Origin of the sequence: Vibrio iocasae (assembly GCF_042245395.1) — a bacterium.
Lineage (GTDB): Bacteria > Pseudomonadota > Gammaproteobacteria > Enterobacterales > Vibrionaceae > Vibrio > Vibrio iocasae.
Genome location: NZ_CP145310.1, coordinates 1,831,234 through 1,856,263 on the forward strand (window position 1 = coordinate 1,831,234; position 25,030 = coordinate 1,856,263).

The window sequence follows — 25,030 nt, forward strand, 5'->3', positions numbered from 1 at the left end:
CCCAATGAAAAATCTACTCGTAAAATCAACCATCGTATTAACTGCCGTCTTGTCGGTAAACGCATATGCAGCACTAACCGCTGAACAGGAACAGCAGCTTCAAGAGATCAATGCGCTATTAGAAAAAAATCCGAAGATCATTGCTAACCTTCATCAGAGTCTGATTCAGTTTACGGAAAGTAAAGCCCAGTTCTTAGAGCAGAAAAAGAAACATGAAGAGTGGATGAATGATACAAAAATACATTCCATTTCCGGAAACCCCGATGGGGATGTGGTTATCTACAACTTCACTGACTACAACTGCCCCTACTGCAAAAAACTGGAAGTCGGATTAGAAAGACTGCTCGAAGAGTATGACAGCGTAAAAGTCATTAATATCTACGTTCCTTTGCAGCAGCAAGAAGTCGAAGGAATTGATACAACGTCCGCGGCCTTTGCACTAAAAGTGTGGCAGCAAGATCCAGCCAAGTTCCCTGAAGTTAACCAGTTATTGTTCGCCAAGAAAGGCAAGCATACAAAAAATTCTTTGGAAACTATCGCTAAGAAGACAGGTACCGAGCAGTATCTCGTCGAAGATGGCGTGATATCCGCGTCGTTGTTCAAGAACTACGACACCTTCAGCGATCTGGGTTTAGGCGGAACACCAGCCATCTTTATCGGTGAAGAAGTGATTCCGGGATATATGCCATACGAACAGCTGGAAGAGCTTGTTCAGCAACATATGGACTGACGAAAAAAAGAAGCGCCAACCGGCGCTTCTTTCATTTCAAATCTATTTCTTGGGTTAAATCAGTGAACTGGCACGTCACTCTTCTGATTGAACTTGCCGAAGTATTGCTCCATAACCTCAGGAGTCAGTTTACCTTCTGCTTCCAGTCTTTTCAGCTCAGCAACAATCTCTTTTTGCTCGTCAAGAGAAGGAAGTTTTACCTCTGGTTCGTTTCCCATTTCCTGAGACATCTGCTCAAGTTCTTTTTCAAAGTCGCTCATTATCTTTACCTGACTTAATTTAAACTCGGCAAATTTTACCCATTTCGTCGTCGCTATGCCAGCAGTGTATAGCACTAACATTTTGCTCAAAGGCTAAGCTATTAAAAGAATGATACTTTTACGCTTGATTCGTTCCCGACCACCCCAATATTTAATCTACCGGTGAGGAGTGAACTTTTTCCGGAAATAAAGGCCAAAGCATCGTTACAAGGAGATTTTTTGTCAATGCATTCCCAAACCTTTAAGAAGCTTCAGAATTACCTGGAATCTCAGGTAATTGGCCAGTCAGAACTGGTAAAACAACTGCTCGTTGCACTACTGGCAGACGGTCACATTCTGGTAGAAGGGCCTCCGGGGCTGGCAAAAACCCGGGCAGTTAAAACGTTGTCAGACTGCATCGAAGGTGATTTCCACCGTATTCAGTTTACCCCCGATTTGCTACCAGCCGACCTAACAGGGACAGATATCTATCGCCCGGAAACCGGTGAGTTCACGTTCCAGCAAGGCCCTGTTTTTAACTCACTCATCCTCGCCGATGAAATAAACCGGGCACCGGCAAAAGTACAGGCAGCGATGTTGGAAGCCATGGCAGAGAAACAGATCACTGCTGGGCAAAAAACCTATGCATTGCCTGACCTTTTTTTGGTCATGGCAACACAAAACCCGATTGAACAGGAAGGTACCTATCCACTTCCAGAAGCACAGCTCGACCGCTTTCTGTTGCACCTGGATGTAAGCTACCCCGACGAAGAGAACGAGTTGGCGATACTAAGGCTTAACCGCGGGGAAGCGATGGGTGTAGAAGCCGCAGAGCACGTAATGGTTTCTCAGTCAGAGATATTTGAAGCGCGCCAGTCTGCACTGGCTGTACATATGTCAGAAGCGATTGAGAAATACATAGTACGCTTGATAATGGCAACCCGCATCCCAGACAAATACAGCCCTCAACTTGCTGAATGGCTGGATATGGGGGTGAGTCCAAGAGCAACCATCGCTCTTGATCGCTGCGCCAGAGCTCACGCATGGCTAAGCGGTCGTGATTTTGTGACACCAGAAGACGTACAAACCATGGCGTTTCCGGTGCTGAGACACCGACTACTGCTGACCTATCAGGCACAGGCAGAAGGGATTCATAAAAATCAGATTGTCCAGCAGCTCATCTCTTTGGTTGGCGCTGCTTAGCTTATCTGATTATGAATCACCAATTACCCAAATTCAGTGATGGCGTCACTCTCAATCTTAATGAGTTGCTGCAATACAAATCCCAGACGGTTCGTTGGCTTCCACCAGCAAAGAGTCTCTGGTCTCAGCTCAATGGACAGCACCAAAGCCGGCAACTGGGTCGGGGGATGGATTTTTCAGAGGTGAGAAAATATCAGCCGGGTGACGATATCCGTACCATCGACTGGCGCGTAACTGCGCGTACGGGTAAACCTCACACCAAACTGTTTACTGAAGAGCGGGAAACACCGGTTGTCATCTACGCGGATATCAGTAACACCATGAGGTTTGGATCATCGTTGATGCTGAAGTCCGTTCAAATGGCTCACATGGCAAGCCTGATAAGTTGGCTGGCTGTCGAGCAGAAAGACAGAATAGGCGCGGTCATTGACACCGGGGCAACACTTGTTGATATTCGTCCTACCTCGCGAAATCGAGGACCACTACAGTTGCTGCACCACCTAGTCGAAAAGCACAACGAAGCACTTAGCGATCATTCCGTTTCCTCTCACCCTATGGAGAAGGGATTAAGTGCACTAAAGCGGTTGTGTCCTAAAGGAAGTGACATTATCCTACTGAGTGATTTTGTCCGCTTCGAACAAAAAGACATCGCGCTTATCTCTCAACTCAGACAACATAACCGAATACAGTTGATTCACTTTTATGACCCTCTGGAAAAAGGGCAGACAAAGTATAAAGGCACCGAAAAAGTGACCAACGGGAGGAATACTTCCTGGTTAAACTTTTCAGCTAAATCAACGAAAAAACAACTGGAAGACCTGTTTGAAGACAAACAGGAAAACATAAAACAGGTGAGTCGCTCTCTGGCGATTCCCTACTATTCTATTTCCAGTGCTGAACCTTTAATCTATCAAATTGCCGGGAAGCAATAATGTCAGAAACAACAACGACCAGTCATCCTCTACCTCTTGATGTACTTCAACTACCTGAACCTCCCGGGTTTTGGCCATTTGCGTGGGGTTGGTGGAGCCTGTTAGGTTCTCTCTTACTTATCATTATTACTATTTATGGCATCTGGAAATGGCAGAAAAAAAGAAACGCAGCAAAAAAAGCGGCGCTTTCCCTGCTAAATCTGGAGCGTCACACTATTTCACCTTCGGGCGCGATGGAGATCGTCCGACAAGCAGTTCTTAGTTATTACCCCCGGGCAAAGGTCGCTCAATTATCCGGTACAAGTTGGCTCGCATTTTTAGATAGTCAGGTTAAACAGCCAATTTTTGCCGATCATGTTGATACCTGGTTGGCTGCGCTGTACGAAGAAGATGCTGAATATGAAAGGGAGCAGTTGATTGAGCACTGCCATCAATGGCTTCAATCCGCACTTCCACCCAAGAGGGGGGGACGTTGATCCAATTTGAGTTTGTCTGGTGGTGGATGTTTTTCTTATTGCCACTGCCTGTATTGGTTTACTTGTTTGCACCATCAGAAAAAGAGAGTGCCTCGATTCACCTCCCTTATATTCCCGAGGGTGGCTCGGCGTCAGCACCCTCTAACCTGGTCTTAAAAATTCTGGCTTCCATTTTGTGGGTGGCGCTGATTACGGCAGCTGCCCGTCCGGTCTATTTTGGTGAACCTGTAGAAAATCACCCTAAACACCGGGATTTAATGTTAGTGGTCGACCTGTCTGGTTCGATGCAAATTGAAGACATGGAATCAGAAGGCGACTATGTAGACAGGCTAACTGCCGTTAAGCAAGTACTTACAGACTTTATTGGAAAACGACAGGGCGACCGACTTGGTCTGATCCTATTTGGTGATAACGCTTACCTTCAAACACCACTGACCATGGATCGACAGACCATCACTACACAGCTTAACCGTACCGTACTGGGTCTGGTTGGAGAGAAAACTGCACTTGGGGAAGGTATCGGTTTAGCGACTAAAACCTTTGTTGATAGCGATGCCCCGCAACGCGTAATGGTATTACTCAGCGATGGCGCGAACACAGCCGGAGTACTGGAGCCCATTGAGGCGGCTCAAATCGCAAAAAAATATAACACCACCATCTACACTGTGGGTGTGGGTGCCGGACAGATGCAGGTAAAAGAGTTCTTCTTTACCCGCAATGTAAACACTGCGAAAGATCTTGATGAAGCGACGTTAACCAAGGTTGCCGAAATGACTGGAGGAAAATACTTCCGCGCACGCAATCAGGATGAACTGCAAAATATCTACGACACCATAAACGAACTCGAACCTATCAGTGAATCGAGTGAAGTGTGGCGGCCGCAATCGGAATGGTTCAAGTATCCTTTGGGACTGGCACTCATTCTATGGGTAATCATTACAATAATGAGGCGTCACCATGGTTGATTTTGAGCTGCTCTATCCCTTTTGGCTCATTGCATTACTGCCTCTTTGTCTGGTGTTGTACTGGTACGCTAAACGCCAGTCTTCCACCGGCTTAATCGCGCCACATATCGCCTCGAAGCTGGGCATTAGCCAACGTGGCGTAAAGAAACCGACGATATACCTGCTAGGAGCAAGCTGGCTACTTATGACCATTGCTCTCGCTGGCCCAAGTTTCGAAAAAGCACCTCTGCCATCTTACAGTGCAGATAGCGCCAGAATGCTGGTTTTGGATATGTCCCGCTCTCTCTATGCTAACGATGTTAAACCCAGCAGGCTCGCGCAGGTCAAATATAAAGCGATGGATTTACTACCTTATTGGAAAGAAGGCAGTACCGGCCTTGTCGTTTACGCCGGGGATGCATACACAATAAGCCCGCTTACTTCCGATTCAGCAACGCTGAAAACTCTGATCGCTAATCTGTCACCAGAGATTATGCCCTACCCCGGAGCCCAAGCTGACGCTGCGGTACAGCTTGCTATCGATACTTTTAAGCAATCGGGATTCAGCAAGGGTGAGATCATTCTGATTACCGATGACATTGATGCTCAGGAGAAAGAAGCAATTTTGGATCTGTCCAAAGGTAGTCGCTGGAAAGTATCGATTCTTGGTATCGGAACCAACGAGGGAGCGCCAATAAAGTTAGCAGATGGAAACATGTTAACAACAGCTACCGGTTCTCCTGTTATCGCCAAACCGGATTTTGGCAATATGAGGGCGATCACCAAGGCAACTGATGGCAGGTTTGCTTCTATTCGAAGTGACAACTCAGATGTAGAAGCCATAGGTGAGTATACCTCTCAAATGGATTTGGAAGCTTCTCAAAAGAATGAGCAAAGCTTTGAAGAAAGAGTAAACAATGGATTCTGGCTAATTCCTTTTGTCATCCTGCCTGCTTTGTTGCTGTTCCGTAAAGGGGCGATATTCTTAGTTGTATTCGCTTTTTCACAGCCATTCACCTCCAATATAGCCGAGGCTTCTCCATGGCAAAACAGGGATCAGCAAGGACACCAGCAGTTCGAAAATAAACAGTACCAAGAAGCGGCAAGTACTTTTCAAAATCAGTACTGGAAAGGTCTCGCACAATATGAAGCCGGAGACTACAAAAACGCTGTTGAAAACCTGAAAGCAGGCCAGGGTGAATCTGCAAAGTACAACCTTGCAAATGCCTATGCTCAGAGTGGGGAACTGGAAAAAGCAAAGTCCCTATATGAAGAGATACTCGAGGCAAATCCGAATCACCAGTCAGCCCAAAAGAACCTGGAAGTTGTCGAGCAGGCACAGCAACAGCAACAGCAACAGCAACAGCAACAGCAACAGCAACAAAATAGTGAACAACAAGATTCTGAGAAGCAAAATCAATCTTCACAAGATCAGCAGTCAGATAAAGATCAGGGAGAGAGCTCTGATAGCCAGTCTGAAAACCAGCAGAATCAAAATAGCAACCGACAGCAAAGCGACTCTCAACAAAGCAACAACCAGCAAAACTCTGACGACAGAAACCATAAGCAACGTTCAGAGAGTGCTTCAGAACAGCACACCAGTGACTCTGACAAACCGAATAACGAAGCACAGCAGGAAACGGAAGAAAGTGCACCTCAAGAAGTACAAAAAGCTCAGGAAGAGTCAGCAGATTCTGAAAAACAGCAACAAGCTCAGGTTACCCAATCCGACAACAGCGAGCAGATAGACCCAGAGCTAAGAAAGCTGGAACAGGTTGAAAGTGCACGTGATCCTTCTCGATTACTCAGGGCACAAATGATCCTTCAGGCTCGTGATAAAGAAACACCGAAAAACTCAGGGAAAACTTGGTAATGAACAAGCACCGCAATAAACCATTGGTATCATCGATTCTGTCCATGCTCGCCCTGAGCCTAACCTTATTTAGCCAACTTACTCATGCGGCCACTGCAACCGTGTCCAGTAACAAACTCGCGAAGTCAGAAGTATTTCAGCTTAAGATTGTCGCGAGTGAAAATTTAGATGCGGAAGATGTTGATTTTAGCGTACTTGAAGAAGACTTTTTTATCGGAAAGCCTCGATTTGGTTTTTATACCAATATCACCAACGGTAAAAAAACAGTGAAAAGTGAGTGGGCTCTGGCGCTTGCTCCATTGCGTGCGGGTATTCTAACTATTCCTTCGTTCAAAGTTGGCAACAGTCTTACTCAGCCAATTTCTATTACTGTCACCGTTGATCCAGCAGCCACCACCCAGGAAGATTTAGTGGAGGTGCAAGTTCAGTTGGATAAAAAAGAACTCTATCCAGGTGAACTCAACACTCTGGATACTCGAATCATTCTCAAAGCCGATTCAAGACAAATACAGAGCGCTAATATCCTGCCTCCTTCTGTTCAGGGAGCTGATACCGACGCTTTTAGCATGGAGCCGATTGGAGAGCAAAAGCAATATCAGGCAGCCTTGGATGGAATGGAAGTGATTGTTGTAGACCAGAGTTACAAACTTACCGCCAATCACTCAGGTAAGTTCGTCATCAATGGGCCAGCTTTTAAAGGTGCCATCCTCGATAGCAGTCGTCGTTCCGGTGGCTCACGTGTCATTCCTATCAATACAAAACCTGAGCTGCTGGTTGTTACCGTACTGGACAAACCGAAGAGTTATCAGGGTAACTGGTTGCCAAGCTCTGCTCTGACGCTTACACAAAAATGGTTGGATGAATCTGGCAATGAGATAGATGTCGACTCAGTCAACCTTACGGTTGGTTCCCCAATTACGCGCCAGATAGAACTGAGGGCGAAAGGCATTTCATCGGAGCAATTACCTAACCTGAAGGTGAACTACCCAGGCAGCATAAGAGTCTATGAAGATTCACCACAAATCACTCAAGAAGATGGCACCGCAATACTGAAGCTGAATCAAGTTTTGATTGCCCGCAGCGCTGGTGATATCGATTTGCCAGATGTTGCTCTGAGTTGGTGGAATACCACAGAGAAAAAAGAAGCACGCTCAAAGATTTCGGGAATCCAGTTAGTCGTAGAGCAGGGGGAAGATGCCAATGTTTCTGTTACACCTGCAGTTCCACATACAAAGCTGCCCGAACCTCAAGTCATTACTGAGACCAAAATCGTTAAGGATACTGGATACTGGCCTTATGTTACTGCGCTATTTGCGCTTCTTTGGTTAGTGACTTTCATCCTGTATATTCGAGCAAGAACTCAATCCCGTGATACAAGTACCGAACCAGAGCAAAAAGGCGAGGATAACACCACCAGAGCTCTCGTTCAGGCGATTCAAAGCCGGGATGGATTTAAGGCTAATGCACTACTCAATCAATGGATTGCTGAACGTTCAAGACTCGCTCCTGAATTGCAGACAAGCATTAAAACTGAAGCTGAACTAATGCAGCAATCGCTTTTCGGTGCACAAAGTTCCGATTGGTCAGATCAAAAGCTTCTCAAGCTGATAAAAAAGGCTGAAAAACTAACCGTAAGGTCTGAAGTTCGAGAAACGCTTGCCTCTTTATAGGTGTAAAATCGCACCGCCTGAGCTACAGAATGAACACTATTCGGAGATCGAATTCCTATAATCTTTAGGGGTTCGATCTCCGCGTTCTAACTCTTCAACTAATTACCGCTTAATCGTTCATTTCCTCTCAGAAATTCAATCAACACCCTGACTCTCAACGGCATATAAGTTTTGTCCTGATACACCGCATAAAATGGAATTGAGATACCGTGTGACTCTGGTAACAACCTGACGAATTTCCCACTCTCTAGCTCATCTTTGACCATAAAGCTCGGCATAATGCCAAAACCAATATCCTGATTAATAAAAGCGATCATAGAGTTGGTGTTTCTGACCAAAACACGTGGCTCCATGTTGACTCTGGTAACACTTCCTTTGTCCGATTTTAACGTTAGCTGCTTAGTACCATGGACAACACCATGTGAAACCCAATCCAGCTTGAGTAAATCCTGTGGTTGTTCAGGGAGTACCGTTTTGTCGATATAAGACTGAGTGGCGCACAAAATATCTTCAAACTCCCCAATTTTAACTGCGTATAAACGAGAGTCTTCCAGCGCGGCTGATGCACGAATAGCAACATCACACCTTGATTCAATAAGGTCGCTGTAACTGTCATCCTCTACCATATCTAGCTTGATCTTTGGATACTTGTGCAAAAACTCACTAAGTAAATTGGCGATAATCTCATTGCCATGTGGGGCTGATAATCTGACCACACCACTTGGCTCATCAATCTCAGAAACAATTTCACTGTTTGCCTGGGCCGATATCTCTTTAATCAATCGGCACTTATCATAATACCCGGCACCAGCATCGGAAAGAGAGAGTGAACGTGTTGTACGGTGAAGTAAGCGAACTCCCAGTTCCTTTTCTAATTGGGAAACAATCTGAGACACTCTGGCCTTCCCCATTCCAAGCTCTTCAGCAGCCTTAGTGAAAGAACGGTTTCCTGCGACACTCGCAAAAACCATCATATTATCAACAGATATCATTTAGCACTCACTGTTTAGCCAGAATAAACATTAAGTTTATCTTTACCACGATTATCTATCAATTAATAAACGTTATAGTTCCTATCACTTGCTAAGACTCAGCAATCATCATTTAGGAATTGGAGAAATAACGATGTCAGACAAAAAATTACTGGTAACAGGAGCTTCAGGTAAACTCGGCAAACAAGTGGTGTCCTACCTACTGAACGAATTTCAAATCAAACCAGAACAACTTATTCTAACAAGCCGAAATGTTGAGGCTCTGTCTGAATACGCCGCAAAGGGCGTAGATGTTCGCAAAGCTGACTTTTCAGATACAGCATCTCTAGAGAAGGCATTTCAGGGTGCCGATAGCCTGCTCCTCGTTAGCATCGATGCTATAGGTCAACGAAGCGAACTTCACGCAAACGCAGTAACAGCAGCGGAAAAAGTGGGCGTTCAGCACCTGACATACACTTCTATGCCTTCGGCTGATACCTCACCAATCGTATTTGCTTTTGAGCATGTAGCCAGTGAAAAGGCGATTGCAGATTCAACCATCCCAAACTGGACAGTACTACGTAACAACTGGTACTTCGAAAATCTACCTGAGTTCTTTGCTAGTACTTTGCAGACAGGTACCTGGTTAACATCAACAGAACAGGGACGAACTGCTCAGCTCAGCCGAGCAGACCTTTCCTATGCTGCAGCGGCTGCTTTAGTGAAATCAGGTGAAGGTAAACAAATGCTGACGCTAAATGGTCCCGAATCATTGACGACGGAAGAAATGGCGAAGGATATAGACTCCGTTCTGGGAACTAACATTAATGTTATTCAGATGTCTGATGAAGCGTTAAAAGCTCAATTGGAATCTTTCCAGCTTCCGGAAGGTTTAGTCGCGATGATTACCACCATGGAACAGCATGGCCGAGGCAACTATTCGGATGGTACAAGTGAGGATTTTGAAGCTCTAACAGGTAAAAAACCGCAGACATTCAGCCAATGGCTTACAGAAAACAAAGAGAATCTTCTGACTATCGTAAATTCTGCTGCTTAAAATCCACATCACACACCTGCCGTTATTTAAAGTCGCCTAAACTTAGGCGGCTTTTTTCATTCTATTAACAGTTATTCTAGTGATAAATATTACTTATATATAAAGTGTATCAAGCTGTGAGAAAAATCCAAACATATGGTTAGAATATAATTATATTATTTGTCCAAATATCGTTTAAAAACGAACCAACCTACCTTTTTATAATATATTTTCAACTTCCAGTCACAGTTTTGTTGTGGGAAAATTTTATTCCCTTGAACTACTCATCACCTGTGCTTAAAAATTAGCATATATTAAAAAGGATAATAGAAAATATGAATTGCGAAGAATTTATTGAACAAGTAAAAAGAGTAGATTCTTTAACGCCAACAGAAAAGGTTATCGCAAATTACTTTGTGAACCATTTTACTATGCTGCCGTATGCAAAAGTTGAAGAGTTGTGCGAGCAAATGGGGATAGGGAAAGCAACCCTAGGTCGTTTTCTGAATCATTTAGGTTATACCGGTTTTATCGAGTTCAAAAGAAAGGTCTCTGAAGACTTGGTGGTTGACCTTGCCACTCCAATAGATCGAATAAAAGAGTACAACGAACCTGATTCAAAGGACTCGTTACTTGAAGAACATCAACAGGAAATTAAAATCAATTTGGAATCGACCTATAAACTGCTGTCTCAAGCGGACTTTAACACTGCTGTGCAATACCTTCAGAACAACGAAGGTAAGCTATACGTTATTGGTAGCGCATCGGCAGAAGCCTTGGCAAATTACTTTTATTTGCTCGCACGTTACCTACGAAAAGAAGTTAAATTGCTGCATGCAGATACTTCAACACTGCCACACCAGCTCGTTGATGTTGATAAGAAAGATACTTTACTGACTATTTCTTACCATCGATTCTCAAGCACAACAGTACAGTGTACTCGCTGGTTCGATAAACATGGAGGTAAAATTATCGCTATCACCGATCAGCCAGTCAATCCGTTTGTCTCATATGCGGATGTTTTATTTACTGTAGATAGCCAAAGTAAAAGTATATTTAACAATCGAACTTCTGGTTTATTTTTAATAGAAGCATTGATAAAGGGAATGTCTTCAGAAATTAATAGTGAAGATCGATTCTCAAGAATAGAAAGCACATTCAACGAATTTAACATATTCAAAAATAATTAATCAAACACAACACTTAAATATAAATAATATCACTAATTCATTTAGAGGTGAGAGATGTTCACATATCTAGCTATACCTATTATATTCCTTGTCGGGTATTTCATAATAAAAAAATATAATACACAAGCCGTACTACTGGTCTCAGGCTTGCTCATGATCGCACTCGGTGTCGTCGCTGGTGCGGAAGAGTTTCTTCCAAAAGGCGGAAAACCAACAGGGTCTGTCATCGTCGACTTCTTCGAAGTGATTACTGTTGTTGCTTCTTCTACCCTCGCGAAACTCGGCCTGATTATTATGGCTGTGGGGGGATTCTCAAAATATATGAGCCACATTGGTGCGGCTAACGCCATGGTTCAGGTAGCGACTAAACCACTTTCCCACATCAAAAACCCATACATAGTACTGGCAATGGCTTATATCACTGGCCAGTTGATTAACGTGTTTATCCCAAGTGCAACCGGTCTGGCTCTATTGCTTTTGGTTGCCATGTACCCAATTCTTGTCGGTGTAGGCTGCAATCCAGCGGCAGCCGCGGCGGTTGTTGCAACGACTGGTTGCCTGGACTTGGGGCCTGCGTCATCTGCAGCAAACAAAGCAGCAGAAGTTTCTGGTATTGACGTTGCTACTTACTTCATTAGCTATCAGCTAATGGTATCGGTTATTGCGATGATTGTTATTGCCATTCTGCACTTCTTCAGTCAACGCTACTTCGATAGGAAAGATGAAGAGAAGGGTGTTAAGCACGAATTCAATCTGGAATCGAAAGAACAGCGCAACGTACCAAAATGGTTTGCTTTCCTACCTGTGCTGCCTCTGTTTCTGCTACTTACATTCAGCAAATTTGGAATCGACACGATTAAAATGAATGTCGTTACTGCGATGTTTATCTCACTGTTTGTCTCTATGATTTGCGATTATGTCTTCTGTCGTGATGGCAAATGGGTATCAGACTCGCTAAAGGTTTATCTAAATGGTATGGGTGGTGTATTTGCCAGCGTGGTCAGCCTGATTATCGCAGCACAAGTCTTTGTTGCCGGCCTGAGCACTATCGGCTTTATAGATCTTCTGCTTGGCTCTGCTTCTCACCTTGGCTTCGGCTATCTGGCTATGGTTATAGTATTAGTTGGCATCATCACCATCGTGACACTTCTGTCAGGTTCTGGTAACGCTTCTTTCTTCAGCTTCTCTAACCTTGCACCGGATGTGGCCGCACAAGTTGGCGCACACGCTGCTGCAGTTGCACTTCCGATGCAGTTAGCTTCTGGCTTAATGCGCTCGGCATCTCCTGTTGCAGGCGTAATTATTGCCAGCGCGAGCGTTGCAAATGTATCTCCAATTGAGCTGGCGAAGCGCACCGTTATTCCAATGACTGGCGGCCTGATTACCGTACTTATCGCATCACAGATGCTTATATAAAAAAAATCGAAAAGAATTAAAACAAGGAAAAACAATGAACATACTACTATTTAGCAACGGCAAGGCTAACCCTGATCAGGCTCTGCTTGAGTATGGCTCGGAGTGGATCGCTCCGGCAATCGCCAAAACTAAAGCTAAGAAGCTGCTATTTATTCCATACGCAATGATCAGAGGCCAGTACGATGAGCGCTTGAGACAGCTTCAGGAGGAGTTCAATCGTTATAGTGTGACCATCTCAGGAATCCATCAACACGAAGATCCGGTAAAAGCCGTCGAGGAAGCGGATGGTTATATCGTTAGTGGTGGTAACACCTGGGTATTGAACAAACAACTTCACGATCTGAGCCTGGTTCGTCCACTTCGTAAAGCAATTCTGGCAGAAGGTAAGCTTTACATCGGCTGGAGTGCGGGTACGAACATCGCCTGCCCAACTATTCGTACAACCAACGATATGCCAATTGTATCGGCAGCCATTTTACCGTCACTGAATCTGGTACCTTTCCAGATCAATCCTCACTATGTGGATGCGACCCTTGCCGGACATATGGGGGAAACTCGCGACGAACGTATTGAAGAGTTCTTAATTCAGAATCCACATGAGATTGTAGTTGGTATCTGTGAAGGAACCATGCTGCAAGTTAATGGCTCAGAGTTGACTTACCACAGCGCAAACGAAACAAAACCGAAACTGTTCCGTCTCAATCAGAAGCCAGCTTATCTGACCGAGCTGGGTGAGATTGCAAGTCTGCTAAAATTTGGTTGCTAGGGTCTGTTGACCTTAGAGAGTTAGCGACTAAACCAAAAGCACCTTCGGGTGCTTTTGGTTCTTATCACGGCATTATTCGCCTACTTCAATACATAGATGGCGCGACGCCATAGAGCGATTTGAAAGCCCGATTGAAATGGCTTTGATCAAAGAATCCAACCTCGGCAGAAATCTCTGCAATGCTTTTATCAGACTTTCTCATCAGTTGGCACGCCCTTTCGAGACGAAGTTGTGTTAACCATTTGTGTGGCGTTATTCCGACCGACTTTTCGAATCGTCTCAGAAACTGATAACGATTTAGATCTGACAGTGATGATAGCTGATCCAAGGAAATCTTATCGCTGATATTTTCGTGGCAATACTCCACTACCCAGTTTAGATGCTTATCAGATAACGCACCTTTTACTACAGTCGACTTTCGTTTAGTCAGGTTTTCCAACAATGGAAGAAGCGTCTTTAACCATTGTTCTTCAAAAGGAAGCGATGTTATTTCCTTTTGATGCTTGAGATAGTTGAAGAGATAAACCAGCTGTTGCGATATCTGGTGATTTTCAACCATTGCCCCACCAAACTGTGGCAAATTGTTCACTGAAAACATATCTGAAAAACATGCCTGAACAAGCTCTGGAGATATTCTGAACGTATTCAGTTGATAGGGGCTATCTCTGTATGTAATGCCATCATGAACCTCTCCCGGAGGCATAACGGAAATTCTTCCAGGAGCCAATAGAACCTTATTCCGATTAAATTTTTGCTCCTGGACACCAGACACGACTAAGCCAATATGAAAATCGATATGATAGTGGGGTTTAAAGGTGTATTCGGAGTACGCTCCCTGACTTAACATTAAGTCATGAGAGTCGGACAAACGGAAATATTCAACTTTGTCTGTCATTTCCACCTCGTGAATACACTGGAGTTAAACGTCACGCGCTGTATCGAGAAAATACTCGATTTCTTCTGGTGTGGTAGCAAAGCTTGTGACTAAACGCACAACACCCTCTTCCCAACGATCATAGTAAAACTGAAAACCTTTCGCCAACAACTGCTCAATAGCTGATTGGGACATTCGACAAAAAACAATGTTGGTTTGGGAAGGGTTTATTAACTCGATGCTACCAATTTCACTTAGACCCGCTCTCAGTTTATCTGCCATGTTATTGGCATGTCTGGCATTTCTCAGCCAATGCTCTTCGGTTACGTATGCATCCAATTGTGCAGACAAAAAGCGCATCTTTGACATCAAATGGCCTGCACGTTTTCGTCGATACGCAAGTTCTGATGACAATGCCGAATCGAACAACACAATCGCTTCTACACCCAATGCACCATTTTTTGTTGCTCCAAATGAGAGCGCATCAACCCCTACTTTCCACGTCATATCTGCGGGAGAACACCCTAACGCGGCCACTGCATTGGCAAAGCGGGCGCCATCCATATGAAAACGCAAATTATGGGTTTTGCAGATATCGCCAATACACCGAAGTTCATTGAGCGAGTAGATACTTCCGGTTTCTGTTGCCTGTGTAACACTGACCACTGACGGTTGCACAGTATGCACATCGTTATTTTTCTGAGATGCCCGAAGTTTAAGTCTATCTGCATCGATCTTACAGTCAGGCCCATCTATTGAAATGAGTTTGGCACCATTGCTAAAAAACTCGGGAGCACCACATTCATCATTATTAATATGGCTTTCCGGGTGACATAATACGGCTCCCCATGCCGGTGCCATGGCCGCCAAACAGAGACTATTGGCCGCTGTTCCAGTTGGGACTAAAAAGACAGATACGTCTGTTTCGAACAGCGTACTCATTTTGTGTTCTAGCTCTTTAGAAAGTTCATCATTTCCATAGGGCGTTGCGGCACCGGAACTGTGATGCAGGATACTTTCCAGTATTTCTGAAGACGCCCCTGCGATATTGTCGCTGGTAAAGCTTATTGTATTAAATTGAGGATGTGGGTTAGTGCTCATGTTTATTACTCCTTCACAGTAACAATCATGATGCCTAACTCAATACCATGCGGATTGTAAAAAATTGCGAATTTTATACTAACGGGGACTACTAACCTTCAGAATGGAACTCGACCTTGTTTCGTCCGGCAGATTTAGCACGATATAAGGCTTTATCGGCTAACCGAACCAACATGTTCAAATCCTCGACGGGCAAAGAGGAGCTGGAGCTAACCCCAAAACTGGCGGTCAGAGCAATCTCCGCTTTAAATCCATTCGATTCGACCTCAACCCTTAATCGCTCTGCTTTCTTGACGCTGCTACCAAGATCCATCCCTTTCAGAACAATCAGGAACTCTTCACCACCCCACCTGGCCACCACATCTGAATCCCTGCAGTTTTTGTGGAACAGCGACACAATTTCTCTTAACACATCATCGCCAATATCATGCCCATGCTTGTCATTGACCTTCTTAAAATGATCGATGTCCACTAGCAGTACTGAAAAAGCAATGTTTCTGGCATAAAGGTCATTGACATAACGAGTCACATACCGCCTGTTGTAAGCCAGCGTAAGGGGATCAACGTTTGCTTCTTTCACTAGGTTATCTATGCAGGCCTGCAAGTACTCAGAACCTTGCATCAGGGCAACGTCAGGATCAGTATTTTGCTCAGTAAGCATACGCATCGCCTGATTCATTGAATTCTGCATACTTAGCAGTGAGATATACCTGAGGGTAAGTTTGATGTGTTTCTTTTCGGTCGCTGTAAATGGTACATGGCGTTCAACAATGACAACATATCCCTGATATTGGCAGACAAACAACTCGCCTGTTGATACTTTTACGGCATACTCGTCTGAGTTAATTAACTTGAGTCGGGCAATTTGAACGGTGTGAGGGCTCAGGTTTTCAGACAAAATGATTTCGTCATCATTTAATACACCATACTGTTGAGTTTCGCCCAGGAAATGCATTAAATTGGTACAAAGCAGTTTTTCAAAATCTTGCTGACCACTACTTTCCACAATGCTTCGGAAATCCCGTTTAATTAGCTGATATTTTCGGGATAACTCATCAAAATGCTCCGCACCATCAAGCAAGTGTACAACCTGATCCCGAATCTCCAACTGCTGCTTCGGTGTTGTAGAATTTGGAATTCCAAAGAAAAGGCCAGTCGAGGCCAAAGGGTAAGAAATCTGATCACCCGGGAACTTATCCTCAGAGTCACTCAATGAGACAACACCAACAGCGCTAATGGCTTCAATCAGTTGTTCAACAGCTTTATTCTGTGCGTTCGACACTCGTTACTATCCTTACAAAAGTATCTCTGTCCAGCTCTGCCTGATAATACCCGTCTTCGATAATTCTATCGAATGGTACTCTGGTAATCAGAGATTCAAAATCCGTATCTAACTCAGGTAATAAACTCTTTAATAATTGTACATCTTTCATGTCGTACATGTAGGAAGGTACATGAGATTTTTCTTCCACCAGTGTTTCAATTGGTATCACTGACATAGGGAAGAAGTAAGTACCTATGGAAATCACTATACCACCGGGCTTTAAGAAAGCCGGAGCCTGCTCAAATGCCTGACTTTCATGCAGAGGATCTTTGCCTGCTGCATCAATCACCACATCAAACTGGTTATGCAAAGCTCGTTGTTCTTGCCCTACAGTAAAGCCAAGTCTCTCTGCTTTGGCTAATCTGTTAGGTAAGTGGTCATAAATAGTGAGCGTTTCTGCACCCATTTTTCTCCAGACCGCGGCACAAGATATACCAACGGCTCCGGCCCCTAGAATAAGCACTTTTTTATTCTTAAGAGATTTCCCATATCGATGGTAAGAGTGGACCGCAACAAGCAGCGGTTCAACAAAAGTGAGTAACGATTTGTTCTCGACCTCAATAACATTCTCAACATTCACTGCGGAATACTCACAAAAACCACCATGCGCCCCCGCGAGCCCATGATACGCTTTGTTTGTGCAGAAATGGACGTTTCCTGATTTACAGTGCTCACATTCCCCGCAGTATACCAGCGGCAAAATTGCAACGGATTTGCCAAGCTGCTCAGAAGATACCGCAGAACCTGCTTCAACAATTTCTCCACCATATTCCTGACAGGGAATGAGTGGCAACCCCATTCCCGTTAGCTTGTTGGGTTCCGGGCTAATAATGAAAGGGCCTTCTATAAACTCATTAATTTGGGTCTGACTCAACCCTGCATCGGTCACTCTGACCAACACCTGGTTCTCCAGAACTTCAGGACGCGGAAGCTCTTCAAGACGAATGTCCCGACGGTTGTAATACAGTAATGCTTTCATAATGGCCTCACATACAAACTACGAACCCAGTTATTATTATTTTAGTTAGTTACTATAAGCCGACACAGAAAAACCGACGTTAAACTCATAAAACATTGATCAGCCCATGATTTATAAGTAAAAAAAACCCATCCGGGGGGATGGGTAATAGGCACAATTGCTGTTTGACGATCGATTGTTGGTTCGTGCCTCAATATTTACCAGTCACGCGACACTAAATGCGAAAGGACTAAATCTACGGGGGTGAGACTTCATTCGCACGAGCCCTAATGGCACATGTGGGCTGATATCGGAAAGCCTTGAATCAGCACCATTGGTAATACTTTCATCAGAAAAAGTTAAAGAACTCACACTGAACTGATTTCCATCCAGTTAAATGCCCCCTCGACAACCTTTTTTCAAACAAGGTCAGCATGAGCTCTTTAATTCGTTAATTCTTAAAACGCTCTCCACCAAGTTTAAGGATAGAAGCGATATTTCTCGCTGTACGAGTCAGGTTTTTATCTGCTTCATCAAGCACCTGAGCCAAAGGCTGAGGTGAGCGAACCGTACCAAAAATGCCCGACATCTTTGAATATAACTCTTCAACTTCTTTACCAAGTGAGCCAGCAATGCCAATAACAGGAATGTCTCTCTCTTGCGCACGTTTGGCGATACCGAATGGTGTTTTACCCTGAAGTGTCTGGTTATCCATCTGCCCTTCACCGGTAATCACCAGATCTGCACCTTCAAGTACTTCATCCGCATTCAATGTATCCAGAACCATATCAATGCCCTGTTTGGTTTGAATATCAAACGCCAGGCTAAGTCCCATTGGCGCACCGCCTGCCGCACCGAAGCCTTTGGTGTTCTTATGATTTACACCCGTGATCTTCTCAGCGACATCAGCAAAGTTTGCCAGAGATTTGTCCAGATCCTGAACATTCTCATCTGTCGCACCTTTTTGAGGGCCAAAGATTGTACTTGCTCCGTTCTCGCCGCAAAGTGGGTTTGAAACATCGCATGCAACGACAAATTCTGTCTTGTCACAACGTGGGTCTATACCAGACAGGTCTACCTCTGATAATGAAGAAAGAGCGGCACCACCAACAGGTAGTTCTTTGCCCGTCACATCCAGCAATTTTGCACCAAGTGCCTGCAGGATACCCGCGCCACCATCGTTGGTTGCACTACCACCCAAACCAAGAAGAATTTTTGATACTCCCGCATCAAGCGCAGCCTTGATAGTCTCGCCTGTGCCAACTGTTGTCGCTGTTAGTGGATTGCGCTGCTGCGGAGTAATCAAATCCAGCCCGGATGCGGCCGCAATTTCAATTAATGCTGTTTTGCCGCCATCTTTTTCATTTAACAGTGCCCACATGGCTTCTACAGGTTCGCCTAAAGGCCCAGTTACCTTAGTCACCTGTTTTTCACCACTTAAGCCCTGTAGCAATACTTCAACCGTACCTTCACCACCATCTGCCAGAGGTAACTTTACATACTCTGCATTTGGAAAGACTTCAGAAAAACCTTTCTCAATACAGGTCGCTACTGCCATCGCGTCAAGCGATTCTTTAAACGAGTCTGGTGCAATAACAACTTTCATATCTCTTCCTGTGTACCAATCTGAATAAGTGAAATTAACCTCCCTCAAAATTGAGGGAGGCGGAGCCGATATAGGGGAGGTTGGCTCCAACCCTCTTCCGTTAAGAAGAGGGAATACGACATCTTACAATCGTTATTTTTCTTAAAAGTTAAAACTTAACTTTGAACGTTTTCGCCTGACACTGAGCAAGAGTACCGAACGTACCAGCTTCAACCGCTTCTACACCTGGGCGAGGCTGCTCATCCATCTGTACTTCTACCCAATCTGTAACAGGTTTATCAAACGCGATGCTACCTGCAGTAGTTGCAGTTTCAGAAGGGTTGTATACACGAATAATCAGTGCATCTTCATCTTCTGCTTTCTTCAGTACGCTCAGTACCGCGCCTTTCATATCTTCCTTAAGCATGCTGTAAGTCATTGGCAGATTCTGGTCACCAACATTCAGCTTCATTGCGTTGTAAGGAATCTTGTTGTAACAAGCAATTGGAGTCACGTACTCACGAGCCTGAGACATCACATCTGCTGAGATATGGTCGCCAGCAAAGCCACAGATAGAGAAGTTACAAACCAGTTTACCGCGAGTCTGAGAGTCCGGAGCAGGGATCTTGATACCTGAAGGACGACCAGGACGAAGTAGCAGGTTCTCTTTACCAAGTACACCAACACCACGTAGAAGAGTCAGAGCGAATGTATCGCGCTTCTCGTTGCCCTGAGATGAAATCACCTCAAACTCACGCAGACCGTTACTGAATAGTGCAACACCACCTGCCTGATTTTCTACCGCAGCGAAGTTCATTAGCTGATATACAGGTACCGGAGCTTCTTTCCACTTCTCTTCTTCCCATTGAGCCATTGCAGGGTCTTGAGTAGGACGAGTGATAACACCGAACTGGTTGTCTGCAACCACAGTTTCAGATACCCATGGCGTTGGGATAAGCACACGTACACGGTGGTCGTCAGCCTGGTTGTCCAGTTCCATGCTCACGTCGATGCGACGAGAACCTTCACGCAGAATTACCTGAGCTTTCACATCGACAAAGCCATCCTGATTTGTACGCTCTTCACGAGCCACAAGGTCAGTTGGTACGTTCATGCGGAATGCGATGTTAGCGACAGACTGGAATGCCTGCTGTTCAACGCTAGTCTCTACATCAAACTCGTCAGAGTAGATTAGCCACTCTTTACGTGATGGAGAGTAGTCGTACTCATCACCGTCATCAGAGCCATCTTCCAGACGTAGAACCTGGTCGTATTCGTGGCCAGTTTCTTTATCAAGCACTGTTAGCGTACCGTTCGCATTGACAGTAATAGAGTAAAATTCGTTCTCCATAACGTTGCCTTCGTTAGCAACAGCCTTCTGAGCACCCGCTTCGTTACCCTGAATGTGCAGAGTTGTGTAGCCCATTGCAGGAACATTGATCTTCAGTTGAATATCGTATTCCACAAACGGGTCGTAGTTTCCGTAGTGAACGATTTGGCGGTCAATCTTACCCGGGTCGATTACGCGAGAGTCTTCAATGAAGTACTCAACATCGTTACCCGCTTCGTCAAAAATCTTGAACTCGCTGGCACGGATAGTGATCATCGTGTTCACGATTTCTTCACGTGCATAAGGCATCAGGTTGAAGAATGCCAACTTGTCACAGCCTTCGCGCTCTGGCATATGGTCAACAATCTTACGCTTGTAGAAATTGATAAGGTTTGTGGCCATGTCGTCAGCAAGGATGTAACGAGCAAGGATTTCAGCATGTACTTTATCCGAGCAGCAGCAACCGATTGAGTCGTGAGCGTGGTTCTTCATGCTCTCTTTCCACATTTTCTCGATCAGACCGTGGTGGTATTCAAAACCAAGGTCGTAGGCGATAGAAGCAAGCGGCTCAAGAATGTTAACAATCTTGTTCTCAACTTCAGCGTGGATAATCTTGATATCCATACGAGTTGAAGAGATGGTACGGTGAACACGCATGTATTTACCGTCGTTGAATTCGCCCTTAATAGTGTCAAGCTGATCACGCATTGCTTCAATACGCTCGAACACTTCTTCGTAGCGGCTCATTACGAACTCGCGCTCTGGGTAGATTTCACGCAGGCTGTCCATCACCTCGAAGATATCTTTCTGAATCGGCATCTGATCGTGACCGTTAGGCAGAAGAATGTCTTTGGTTACAGAAGCAGACTCAAGTACAGGGAAGTATTTGTCCAAACGACCACGCAGACCTTCTTCGTCTTGTGGCAGGTACTTACCAATCGCATAACCCAGCGGAAGAACCTGTGCTGTTACTTCACTACCGTCGTTTGATTGCCATAGGAACTCAGTTTTGTTTGTACCGTGACGCTCTGAACAACCACGCCAGAACATAGTACGGTTGAAACCAAAACCGTTGTAAATCATTGGTAGCTGTGAACTCATTGAGAATGAGTCTGGCAGGTAACCGATTTTCATTGGTTCGCCAAGCTGTAGCGCATCACGCAGGCCGTACATCATGTTACGTACGATAGACTCACCCGAAACCTGCATAGTATCTGTCTGAGAGTACCAAGGGCCAACAATCAGTTTTCCTGCTTCTACAAGAGCTTTAACGCGCTCATGGTTTTCAGGCTTGATTGCAAAGTAGTCTTCAAGAACTGCAGTCTGACCGTCAAGAACGTAGTATTTGTATTCTGGATCATTCTCAAGACGAGTCATGATCTCTTCCATGTTGTTTACAAGAAGGATTCGAGACTCTTCAGTTGTGAAATACCACTCACGGTCCCAGTGCATGTGCGGAGTGATATGAACGCGAGATATAGTCATTGTTTAGTACCTGAGTTTGCCGCTACAAGTAGCCAGCGAAATTAAAATTGTGTGTAGCAAGAATTCGTATGACAGCAATGCTGTTGCATTGAGAGCCAGTTCACTGCCCCTCGATAATCGGGATGCTTAGCCTTTAAACCAGCTAGCAACTTTACCGAAGAAACCTTGTGGTTCTTCTTTTGCTGCTGGAGATGCTGCCGCAACTGCTGGTGCAGGTTCTGCAACTGGCTCTACTACAGGAGCTGGCGCTTCTTCTTCGCTCTGCTCGTCAAAAATGGCCAGAATTTCTTCAGCGGTTGTCGCATTCAATGCTGCTTCACGAACTTCGTCATCAATAAGCGTTGAAGTCAGCGCAGTCAGAAGGTGCATGTGAGTAGAACCTGCTTCTGCATTTGGGATAGCAATAAGGAAGATTAGGTTTACGTCTTCCATCTCATCTTCATCAATACCCGGCCACTGAACGTCTTCTTTTAGCGTTGCTACTGCAAATGCTGCTTCTTTAACTGCGTCAGTTTTACCGTGTGGAACCGCAAGACCTTCACCCAGCGCTGTAGCACCGTGCTCTTCACGAGCGAATACTGCGGCAAGGTACTCTTCTTTATCGTTCAGTTTACCTTGCTGGTCTAGCTGCTCAGCCAGTGCTTTGATCGCTTCGTCACGGCTTTCAAAAGTAGTCTGTAGGTTAATCAGTGCTGGATTCGTAAGAGTTGTCAGGTTCATAACGGGGCCCCTATTGCTTTGAATTAGTAATTTGTACACTTGTTTAGTACATCTTTAGCTTAATAATACACTAACAATACAAATCATCCGTGATCAATGTCTCATTTAATACATATTTGTATCTTTGTTGTATTATAAAGACAAAAATGAACTCAGATTGTTATTGTCTTACCTTTGGTAATTTGTATCATATAGGGAAATACCTAATAATATAGAAGCCAGAACAAAGAGGTACCAATGGCCAGACTCCCTATGTACAGACAAATCGCAGACGCTATTCGAGAGAAGATTGGCACTGGCGAATATAAGGTTGGTGAAGCCCTGCCAACCGAAGCTCAGCTACGTGAAGAGTTTTCTGTAAGTCGTGTAACAGTAAGGCAGGCTCTAAAGCTTCTTATCGAAAATGGGGAGCTGGAAAGTGTTCAGGGAAGTGGTACTTACGTTAAAGCAAGCAAAGTTAACTATGATATTTATCAGCAGACTAGCTTCAATGAAAAGTGGGCTCATCTAAATGTGGTTACGCGAAGCGAAGTTCTGGCTTTCGAGATCACGCTACCAAGCCTTACTATGGCTGAACATCTTAACGTTACCGAAGACGAGCGTATTTTCTATATAAAACGCGTACGCTTTATTGATGATAATCCCATTACTGTTGAAGAAACCTGGATGCCGCTGACACTGTTCCCGGATTTGACTTATGAAGTGATGCGAAACTCAAAATATGACTATATTGAGAATCAAAAAGGTATGGTTATCGATCGTAGTGAACAGGAAATCGTACCGGTATTGCCGCCAAACAAGGTATCTGATCTGCTTGGTATCGACCCTAGCCAACCAATCATCGAAAAGAGAACGCGCAGCTATCTAATGGATGGCACTGTATTTGAGTACAGCCGTAACTACTTTAAATCAACCGATTACAAATTTACCCTTGTCGCTAAGCGCCATAAGGGATAATACAAGTTTTACTATTTATTGAACGGCCGATTAATTATCGGCCGTTTTTGTTTCTTATCGTGAATTGTTCAGACTTGATACTCTTCAACAAGCTCACTTTTTTCAATGTATTGACGTATGAGTTCAGAACGTTTTTTTCCACTATTCTGATAAAAAAGCCCCCCACCTTCTCTCAATAAATCGTAATGTTTATCAAGCATACCAATGACTGCTTTCACTCGTAGCGCAGTGGTCGATGTACAACTTTTCCCATCCAAGTCATCTTCTATATCCAGAACATGTGAACGGAACATATCCAACATGTACCTTCTCTTTAACTCATCTGAGTCAGATACTGCCTTTTCGTATTCTGCTTGCATTTCAACATAGTGAGAAACCACAGTGTCATCTGCCCCCTGCTCAATCAGCCACTCTAGCTTTTGGGATATCGCTTCCAACGCAGCTTTCTTAACCATTCTGAACAATTTAAGCGCCGCATCTGAATCAAGCTCATTTTTCGCTATCCAACCAGATAAGAAACGGGTTTCAAATCTTTCGCAGAATTGAAATATAGGGTCACTCAATCCATTGCTGTTCAATTCTTTCAAAGGGTTAAATGGGTACATGTATCCGAAATCGAACATCCATAACTGCTGTTCTTCATCGACTATCATATTTCCCGAACACAAGTCCCATTCAAACAAACCCGCCTTCTCGCACGCAAACAGTGTAGAAAACAGTTGGGATACTATGGCTTGATTCGGTTTCTGCAACAGTTCACCTTCCAGCCAGGGAGATAAAATAATACCCATTTGGTAATCAGCATAAATTGTAGGAACGATGTGCTGGTAATCACCAGCAGTTGTTGCATCATCTTTTAGTTTCTGAAAGTCAGAACGACGTTGAACCTCATTTAGAAACGAATATTTTCCGTCAAGGTTTTGTACTTTCGATTCTTCCCGTTTCTTCTTTAACGTGTAGTCGTTTCCTTTTATACGGAGACGATATACCTCTGCTGTCAATCCACTTGTAAAAACTTCAACAACACAGGGGGAGTCAGGAGTAATCGCTGCCAACTCTTCCGGTTTTAACGGGCAAGCTGTCGCTAAGCCTACGATTAGGTTCTTTCCACTTTCATCAAACTCTTGCTGCTCTTTTTGACGCTGATTCACTGTATTCTCCATGAGACTTTTTGTCCTAATGGGGATCGATATTAACAATTCACTTTGTAGTTGAATTCATCCTGTAGATAGAATTTTAGGGATGATAGA

The 25,030-nt window shown here is 44.4% G+C and carries 21 protein-coding genes and 1 pseudogene; 12 read left to right on the top strand and 10 right to left on the bottom strand.

The annotated features are described in order from the left end of the window. The first annotated feature begins 4 nt into the window (after positions 1–4). Positions 5–730 carry a DsbA family protein gene (locus SNR28_RS08185; RefSeq protein ID WP_375748719.1) on the top strand — a complete coding sequence of 242 codons (726 nt, stop codon included), beginning with the start codon at positions 5–7 and terminating at the stop codon, positions 728–730. Between the two features lie 59 nt (positions 731–789). Here SNR28_RS08185 and SNR28_RS08190 read toward each other — a convergent pair whose 3' ends face one another. Then, on the bottom strand, positions 790–990 hold the full coding sequence (locus SNR28_RS08190; protein WP_375748720.1) for a restriction endonuclease subunit S: 201 nt from the start codon (positions 988–990) through the stop codon (positions 790–792). Positions 991–1,215: 225 nt separating this feature from the next. Between SNR28_RS08190 and SNR28_RS08195 the strand changes: the two genes are divergently transcribed. The 6 genes from SNR28_RS08195 to SNR28_RS08220 are packed head-to-tail and all read left to right on the top strand — an operon-like array spanning position 1,216 to position 8,067. After that, the gene (locus tag SNR28_RS08195; protein WP_375748721.1) at positions 1,216–2,172 is read left to right on the top strand and encodes an AAA family ATPase; all 957 of its coding nucleotides are present in this window, start codon (positions 1,216–1,218) and stop codon (positions 2,170–2,172) included. 11 nt (positions 2,173–2,183) lie between these two features. Continuing rightward, a complete protein-coding gene (locus SNR28_RS08200; protein WP_375748722.1) occupies positions 2,184–3,104 on the top strand; it encodes a DUF58 domain-containing protein in 921 nt (306 codons plus the stop codon). Beyond that, positions 3,104–3,580 (top strand): DUF4381 domain-containing protein, encoded by a 477-nt coding sequence (locus SNR28_RS08205; RefSeq protein WP_375748723.1) that lies wholly within the window; start codon positions 3,104–3,106, stop codon positions 3,578–3,580. Before SNR28_RS08200 ends, SNR28_RS08205 begins: the two co-directional genes overlap by 1 nt. Then, on the top strand, positions 3,577–4,545 hold the full coding sequence (locus SNR28_RS08210; RefSeq protein ID WP_375748724.1) for a VWA domain-containing protein: 969 nt from the start codon (positions 3,577–3,579) through the stop codon (positions 4,543–4,545). The genes SNR28_RS08205 and SNR28_RS08210 overlap by 4 nt, the downstream gene beginning before the upstream one ends. Continuing rightward, positions 4,538–6,397 carry a VWA domain-containing protein gene (locus tag SNR28_RS08215; RefSeq protein ID WP_375748725.1) on the top strand — a complete coding sequence of 620 codons (1,860 nt, stop codon included), beginning with the start codon at positions 4,538–4,540 and terminating at the stop codon, positions 6,395–6,397. The genes SNR28_RS08210 and SNR28_RS08215 overlap by 8 nt, the downstream gene beginning before the upstream one ends. Beyond that, positions 6,397–8,067 carry a BatD family protein gene (locus SNR28_RS08220; protein ID WP_375748726.1) on the top strand — a complete coding sequence of 557 codons (1,671 nt, stop codon included), beginning with the start codon at positions 6,397–6,399 and terminating at the stop codon, positions 8,065–8,067. The genes SNR28_RS08215 and SNR28_RS08220 overlap by 1 nt, the downstream gene beginning before the upstream one ends. Positions 8,068–8,165: 98 nt before the next feature. On the opposite strand, the gene SNR28_RS08225 is transcribed toward SNR28_RS08220, so the two are convergent. Beyond that, positions 8,166–9,059 carry a LysR family transcriptional regulator gene (locus tag SNR28_RS08225; RefSeq protein WP_375748727.1) on the bottom strand — a complete coding sequence of 298 codons (894 nt, stop codon included), beginning with the start codon at positions 9,057–9,059 and terminating at the stop codon, positions 8,166–8,168. A gap of 133 nt (positions 9,060–9,192) precedes the next feature. On the opposite strand from SNR28_RS08225, the gene SNR28_RS08230 reads away from it, so the two are divergent. The 4 genes from SNR28_RS08230 (at position 9,193) to pepE (ending at position 13,446) form a co-directional block, all read left to right on the top strand. Then, positions 9,193–10,095: an NAD(P)H-binding protein gene (locus SNR28_RS08230; RefSeq protein WP_375748728.1), complete on the top strand. Its 903-nt coding sequence runs from the start codon at positions 9,193–9,195 to the stop codon at positions 10,093–10,095. Positions 10,096–10,409: 314 nt separating this feature from the next. Next, positions 10,410–11,264 carry a MurR/RpiR family transcriptional regulator gene (locus SNR28_RS08235; protein WP_375748729.1) on the top strand — a complete coding sequence of 285 codons (855 nt, stop codon included), beginning with the start codon at positions 10,410–10,412 and terminating at the stop codon, positions 11,262–11,264. Positions 11,265–11,318: 54 nt separating this feature from the next. Beyond that, complete coding sequence (dcuC, locus tag SNR28_RS08240; protein ID WP_375748730.1) at positions 11,319–12,680, top strand: C4-dicarboxylate transporter DcuC; 1,362 nt, start codon at positions 11,319–11,321, stop codon at positions 12,678–12,680. A 34-nt stretch (positions 12,681–12,714) separates the two neighbouring features. Then, on the top strand, positions 12,715–13,446 hold the full coding sequence (gene pepE, locus SNR28_RS08245; RefSeq protein ID WP_375748731.1) for a dipeptidase PepE: 732 nt from the start codon (positions 12,715–12,717) through the stop codon (positions 13,444–13,446). A gap of 85 nt (positions 13,447–13,531) precedes the next feature. On the opposite strand, the gene SNR28_RS08250 is transcribed toward pepE, so the two are convergent. The 7 genes and pseudogenes from SNR28_RS08250 to SNR28_RS08280 all read right to left on the bottom strand — a co-directional run. Beyond that, positions 13,532–14,341, bottom strand: a complete 810-nt coding sequence (locus SNR28_RS08250; protein WP_375748732.1) for a helix-turn-helix domain-containing protein — start codon at positions 14,339–14,341, stop codon at positions 13,532–13,534. A gap of 24 nt (positions 14,342–14,365) precedes the next feature. Beyond that, positions 14,366–15,421 (bottom strand): threonine aldolase family protein, encoded by a 1,056-nt coding sequence (locus SNR28_RS08255; protein ID WP_375748733.1) that lies wholly within the window; start codon positions 15,419–15,421, stop codon positions 14,366–14,368. Positions 15,422–15,512: 91 nt separating this feature from the next. Beyond that, a complete protein-coding gene (locus tag SNR28_RS08260; protein ID WP_375748734.1) occupies positions 15,513–16,703 on the bottom strand; it encodes a GGDEF domain-containing protein in 1,191 nt (396 codons plus the stop codon). Continuing rightward, positions 16,684–17,724, bottom strand: a complete 1,041-nt coding sequence (locus SNR28_RS08265; protein WP_375748735.1) for an alcohol dehydrogenase catalytic domain-containing protein — start codon at positions 17,722–17,724, stop codon at positions 16,684–16,686. The genes SNR28_RS08260 and SNR28_RS08265 overlap by 20 nt, the downstream gene beginning before the upstream one ends. 430 nt (positions 17,725–18,154) lie before the next feature. Beyond that, positions 18,155–19,309 (bottom strand): glycerate kinase, encoded by a 1,155-nt coding sequence (locus SNR28_RS08270; RefSeq protein WP_375748736.1) that lies wholly within the window; start codon positions 19,307–19,309, stop codon positions 18,155–18,157. 148 nt (positions 19,310–19,457) lie between these two features. Then, a complete protein-coding gene (gene mngB, locus SNR28_RS08275) occupies positions 19,458–22,103 on the bottom strand; it encodes a mannosylglycerate hydrolase (protein WP_375748737.1) in 2,646 nt (881 codons plus the stop codon). A 272-nt stretch (positions 22,104–22,375) separates the two neighbouring features. Continuing rightward, positions 22,376–22,823 (bottom strand): annotated as a pseudogene (locus tag SNR28_RS08280) (fructose PTS transporter subunit IIA); the annotation flags it as partial. A 237-nt stretch (positions 22,824–23,060) separates the two neighbouring features. On the opposite strand from SNR28_RS08280, the gene SNR28_RS08285 reads away from it, so the two are divergent. Next, positions 23,061–23,780 (top strand): GntR family transcriptional regulator, encoded by a 720-nt coding sequence (locus SNR28_RS08285; protein ID WP_375748738.1) that lies wholly within the window; start codon positions 23,061–23,063, stop codon positions 23,778–23,780. A 68-nt stretch (positions 23,781–23,848) separates the two neighbouring features. On the opposite strand, the gene SNR28_RS08290 is transcribed toward SNR28_RS08285, so the two are convergent. Further along, entirely contained in the window at positions 23,849–24,931 is a 1,083-nt protein-coding gene (locus tag SNR28_RS08290; RefSeq protein WP_375748739.1) for an AarF/UbiB family protein, read from the bottom strand. Positions 24,932–25,030: the final 99 nt, after the last annotated feature.

Bases quoted from the DNA above. Each gene is read 5' to 3' on its own strand.
- SNR28_RS08185 (WP_375748719.1), top strand. From the start codon at position 5: ATGAAAAATCTACTCGTAAAATCAACCATCGTATTAACTGCCGTCTTG.
- SNR28_RS08190 (WP_375748720.1), bottom strand. From the start codon at position 990: ATGAGCGACTTTGAAAAAGAACTTGAGCAGATGTCTCAGGAAATGGGA.
- SNR28_RS08195 (WP_375748721.1), top strand. From the start codon at position 1,216: ATGCATTCCCAAACCTTTAAGAAGCTTCAGAATTACCTGGAATCTCAG.
- SNR28_RS08200 (WP_375748722.1), top strand. From the start codon at position 2,184: ATGAATCACCAATTACCCAAATTCAGTGATGGCGTCACTCTCAATCTT.
- SNR28_RS08205 (WP_375748723.1), top strand. From the start codon at position 3,104: ATGTCAGAAACAACAACGACCAGTCATCCTCTACCTCTTGATGTACTT.
- SNR28_RS08215 (WP_375748725.1), top strand. From the start codon at position 4,538: ATGGTTGATTTTGAGCTGCTCTATCCCTTTTGGCTCATTGCATTACTG.
- SNR28_RS08220 (WP_375748726.1), top strand. From the start codon at position 6,397: ATGAACAAGCACCGCAATAAACCATTGGTATCATCGATTCTGTCCATG.
- SNR28_RS08225 (WP_375748727.1), bottom strand. From the start codon at position 9,059: ATGATATCTGTTGATAATATGATGGTTTTTGCGAGTGTCGCAGGAAAC.
- SNR28_RS08230 (WP_375748728.1), top strand. From the start codon at position 9,193: ATGTCAGACAAAAAATTACTGGTAACAGGAGCTTCAGGTAAACTCGGC.
- SNR28_RS08235 (WP_375748729.1), top strand. From the start codon at position 10,410: ATGAATTGCGAAGAATTTATTGAACAAGTAAAAAGAGTAGATTCTTTA.
- dcuC (WP_375748730.1), top strand. From the start codon at position 11,319: ATGTTCACATATCTAGCTATACCTATTATATTCCTTGTCGGGTATTTC.
- pepE (WP_375748731.1), top strand. From the start codon at position 12,715: ATGAACATACTACTATTTAGCAACGGCAAGGCTAACCCTGATCAGGCT.
- SNR28_RS08250 (WP_375748732.1), bottom strand. From the start codon at position 14,341: ATGACAGACAAAGTTGAATATTTCCGTTTGTCCGACTCTCATGACTTA.
- SNR28_RS08255 (WP_375748733.1), bottom strand. From the start codon at position 15,421: ATGAGCACTAACCCACATCCTCAATTTAATACAATAAGCTTTACCAGC.
- SNR28_RS08265 (WP_375748735.1), bottom strand. From the start codon at position 17,724: ATGAAAGCATTACTGTATTACAACCGTCGGGACATTCGTCTTGAAGAG.
- SNR28_RS08270 (WP_375748736.1), bottom strand. From the start codon at position 19,309: ATGAAAGTTGTTATTGCACCAGACTCGTTTAAAGAATCGCTTGACGCG.
- mngB (WP_375748737.1), bottom strand. From the start codon at position 22,103: ATGACTATATCTCGCGTTCATATCACTCCGCACATGCACTGGGACCGT.
- SNR28_RS08285 (WP_375748738.1), top strand. From the start codon at position 23,061: ATGGCCAGACTCCCTATGTACAGACAAATCGCAGACGCTATTCGAGAG.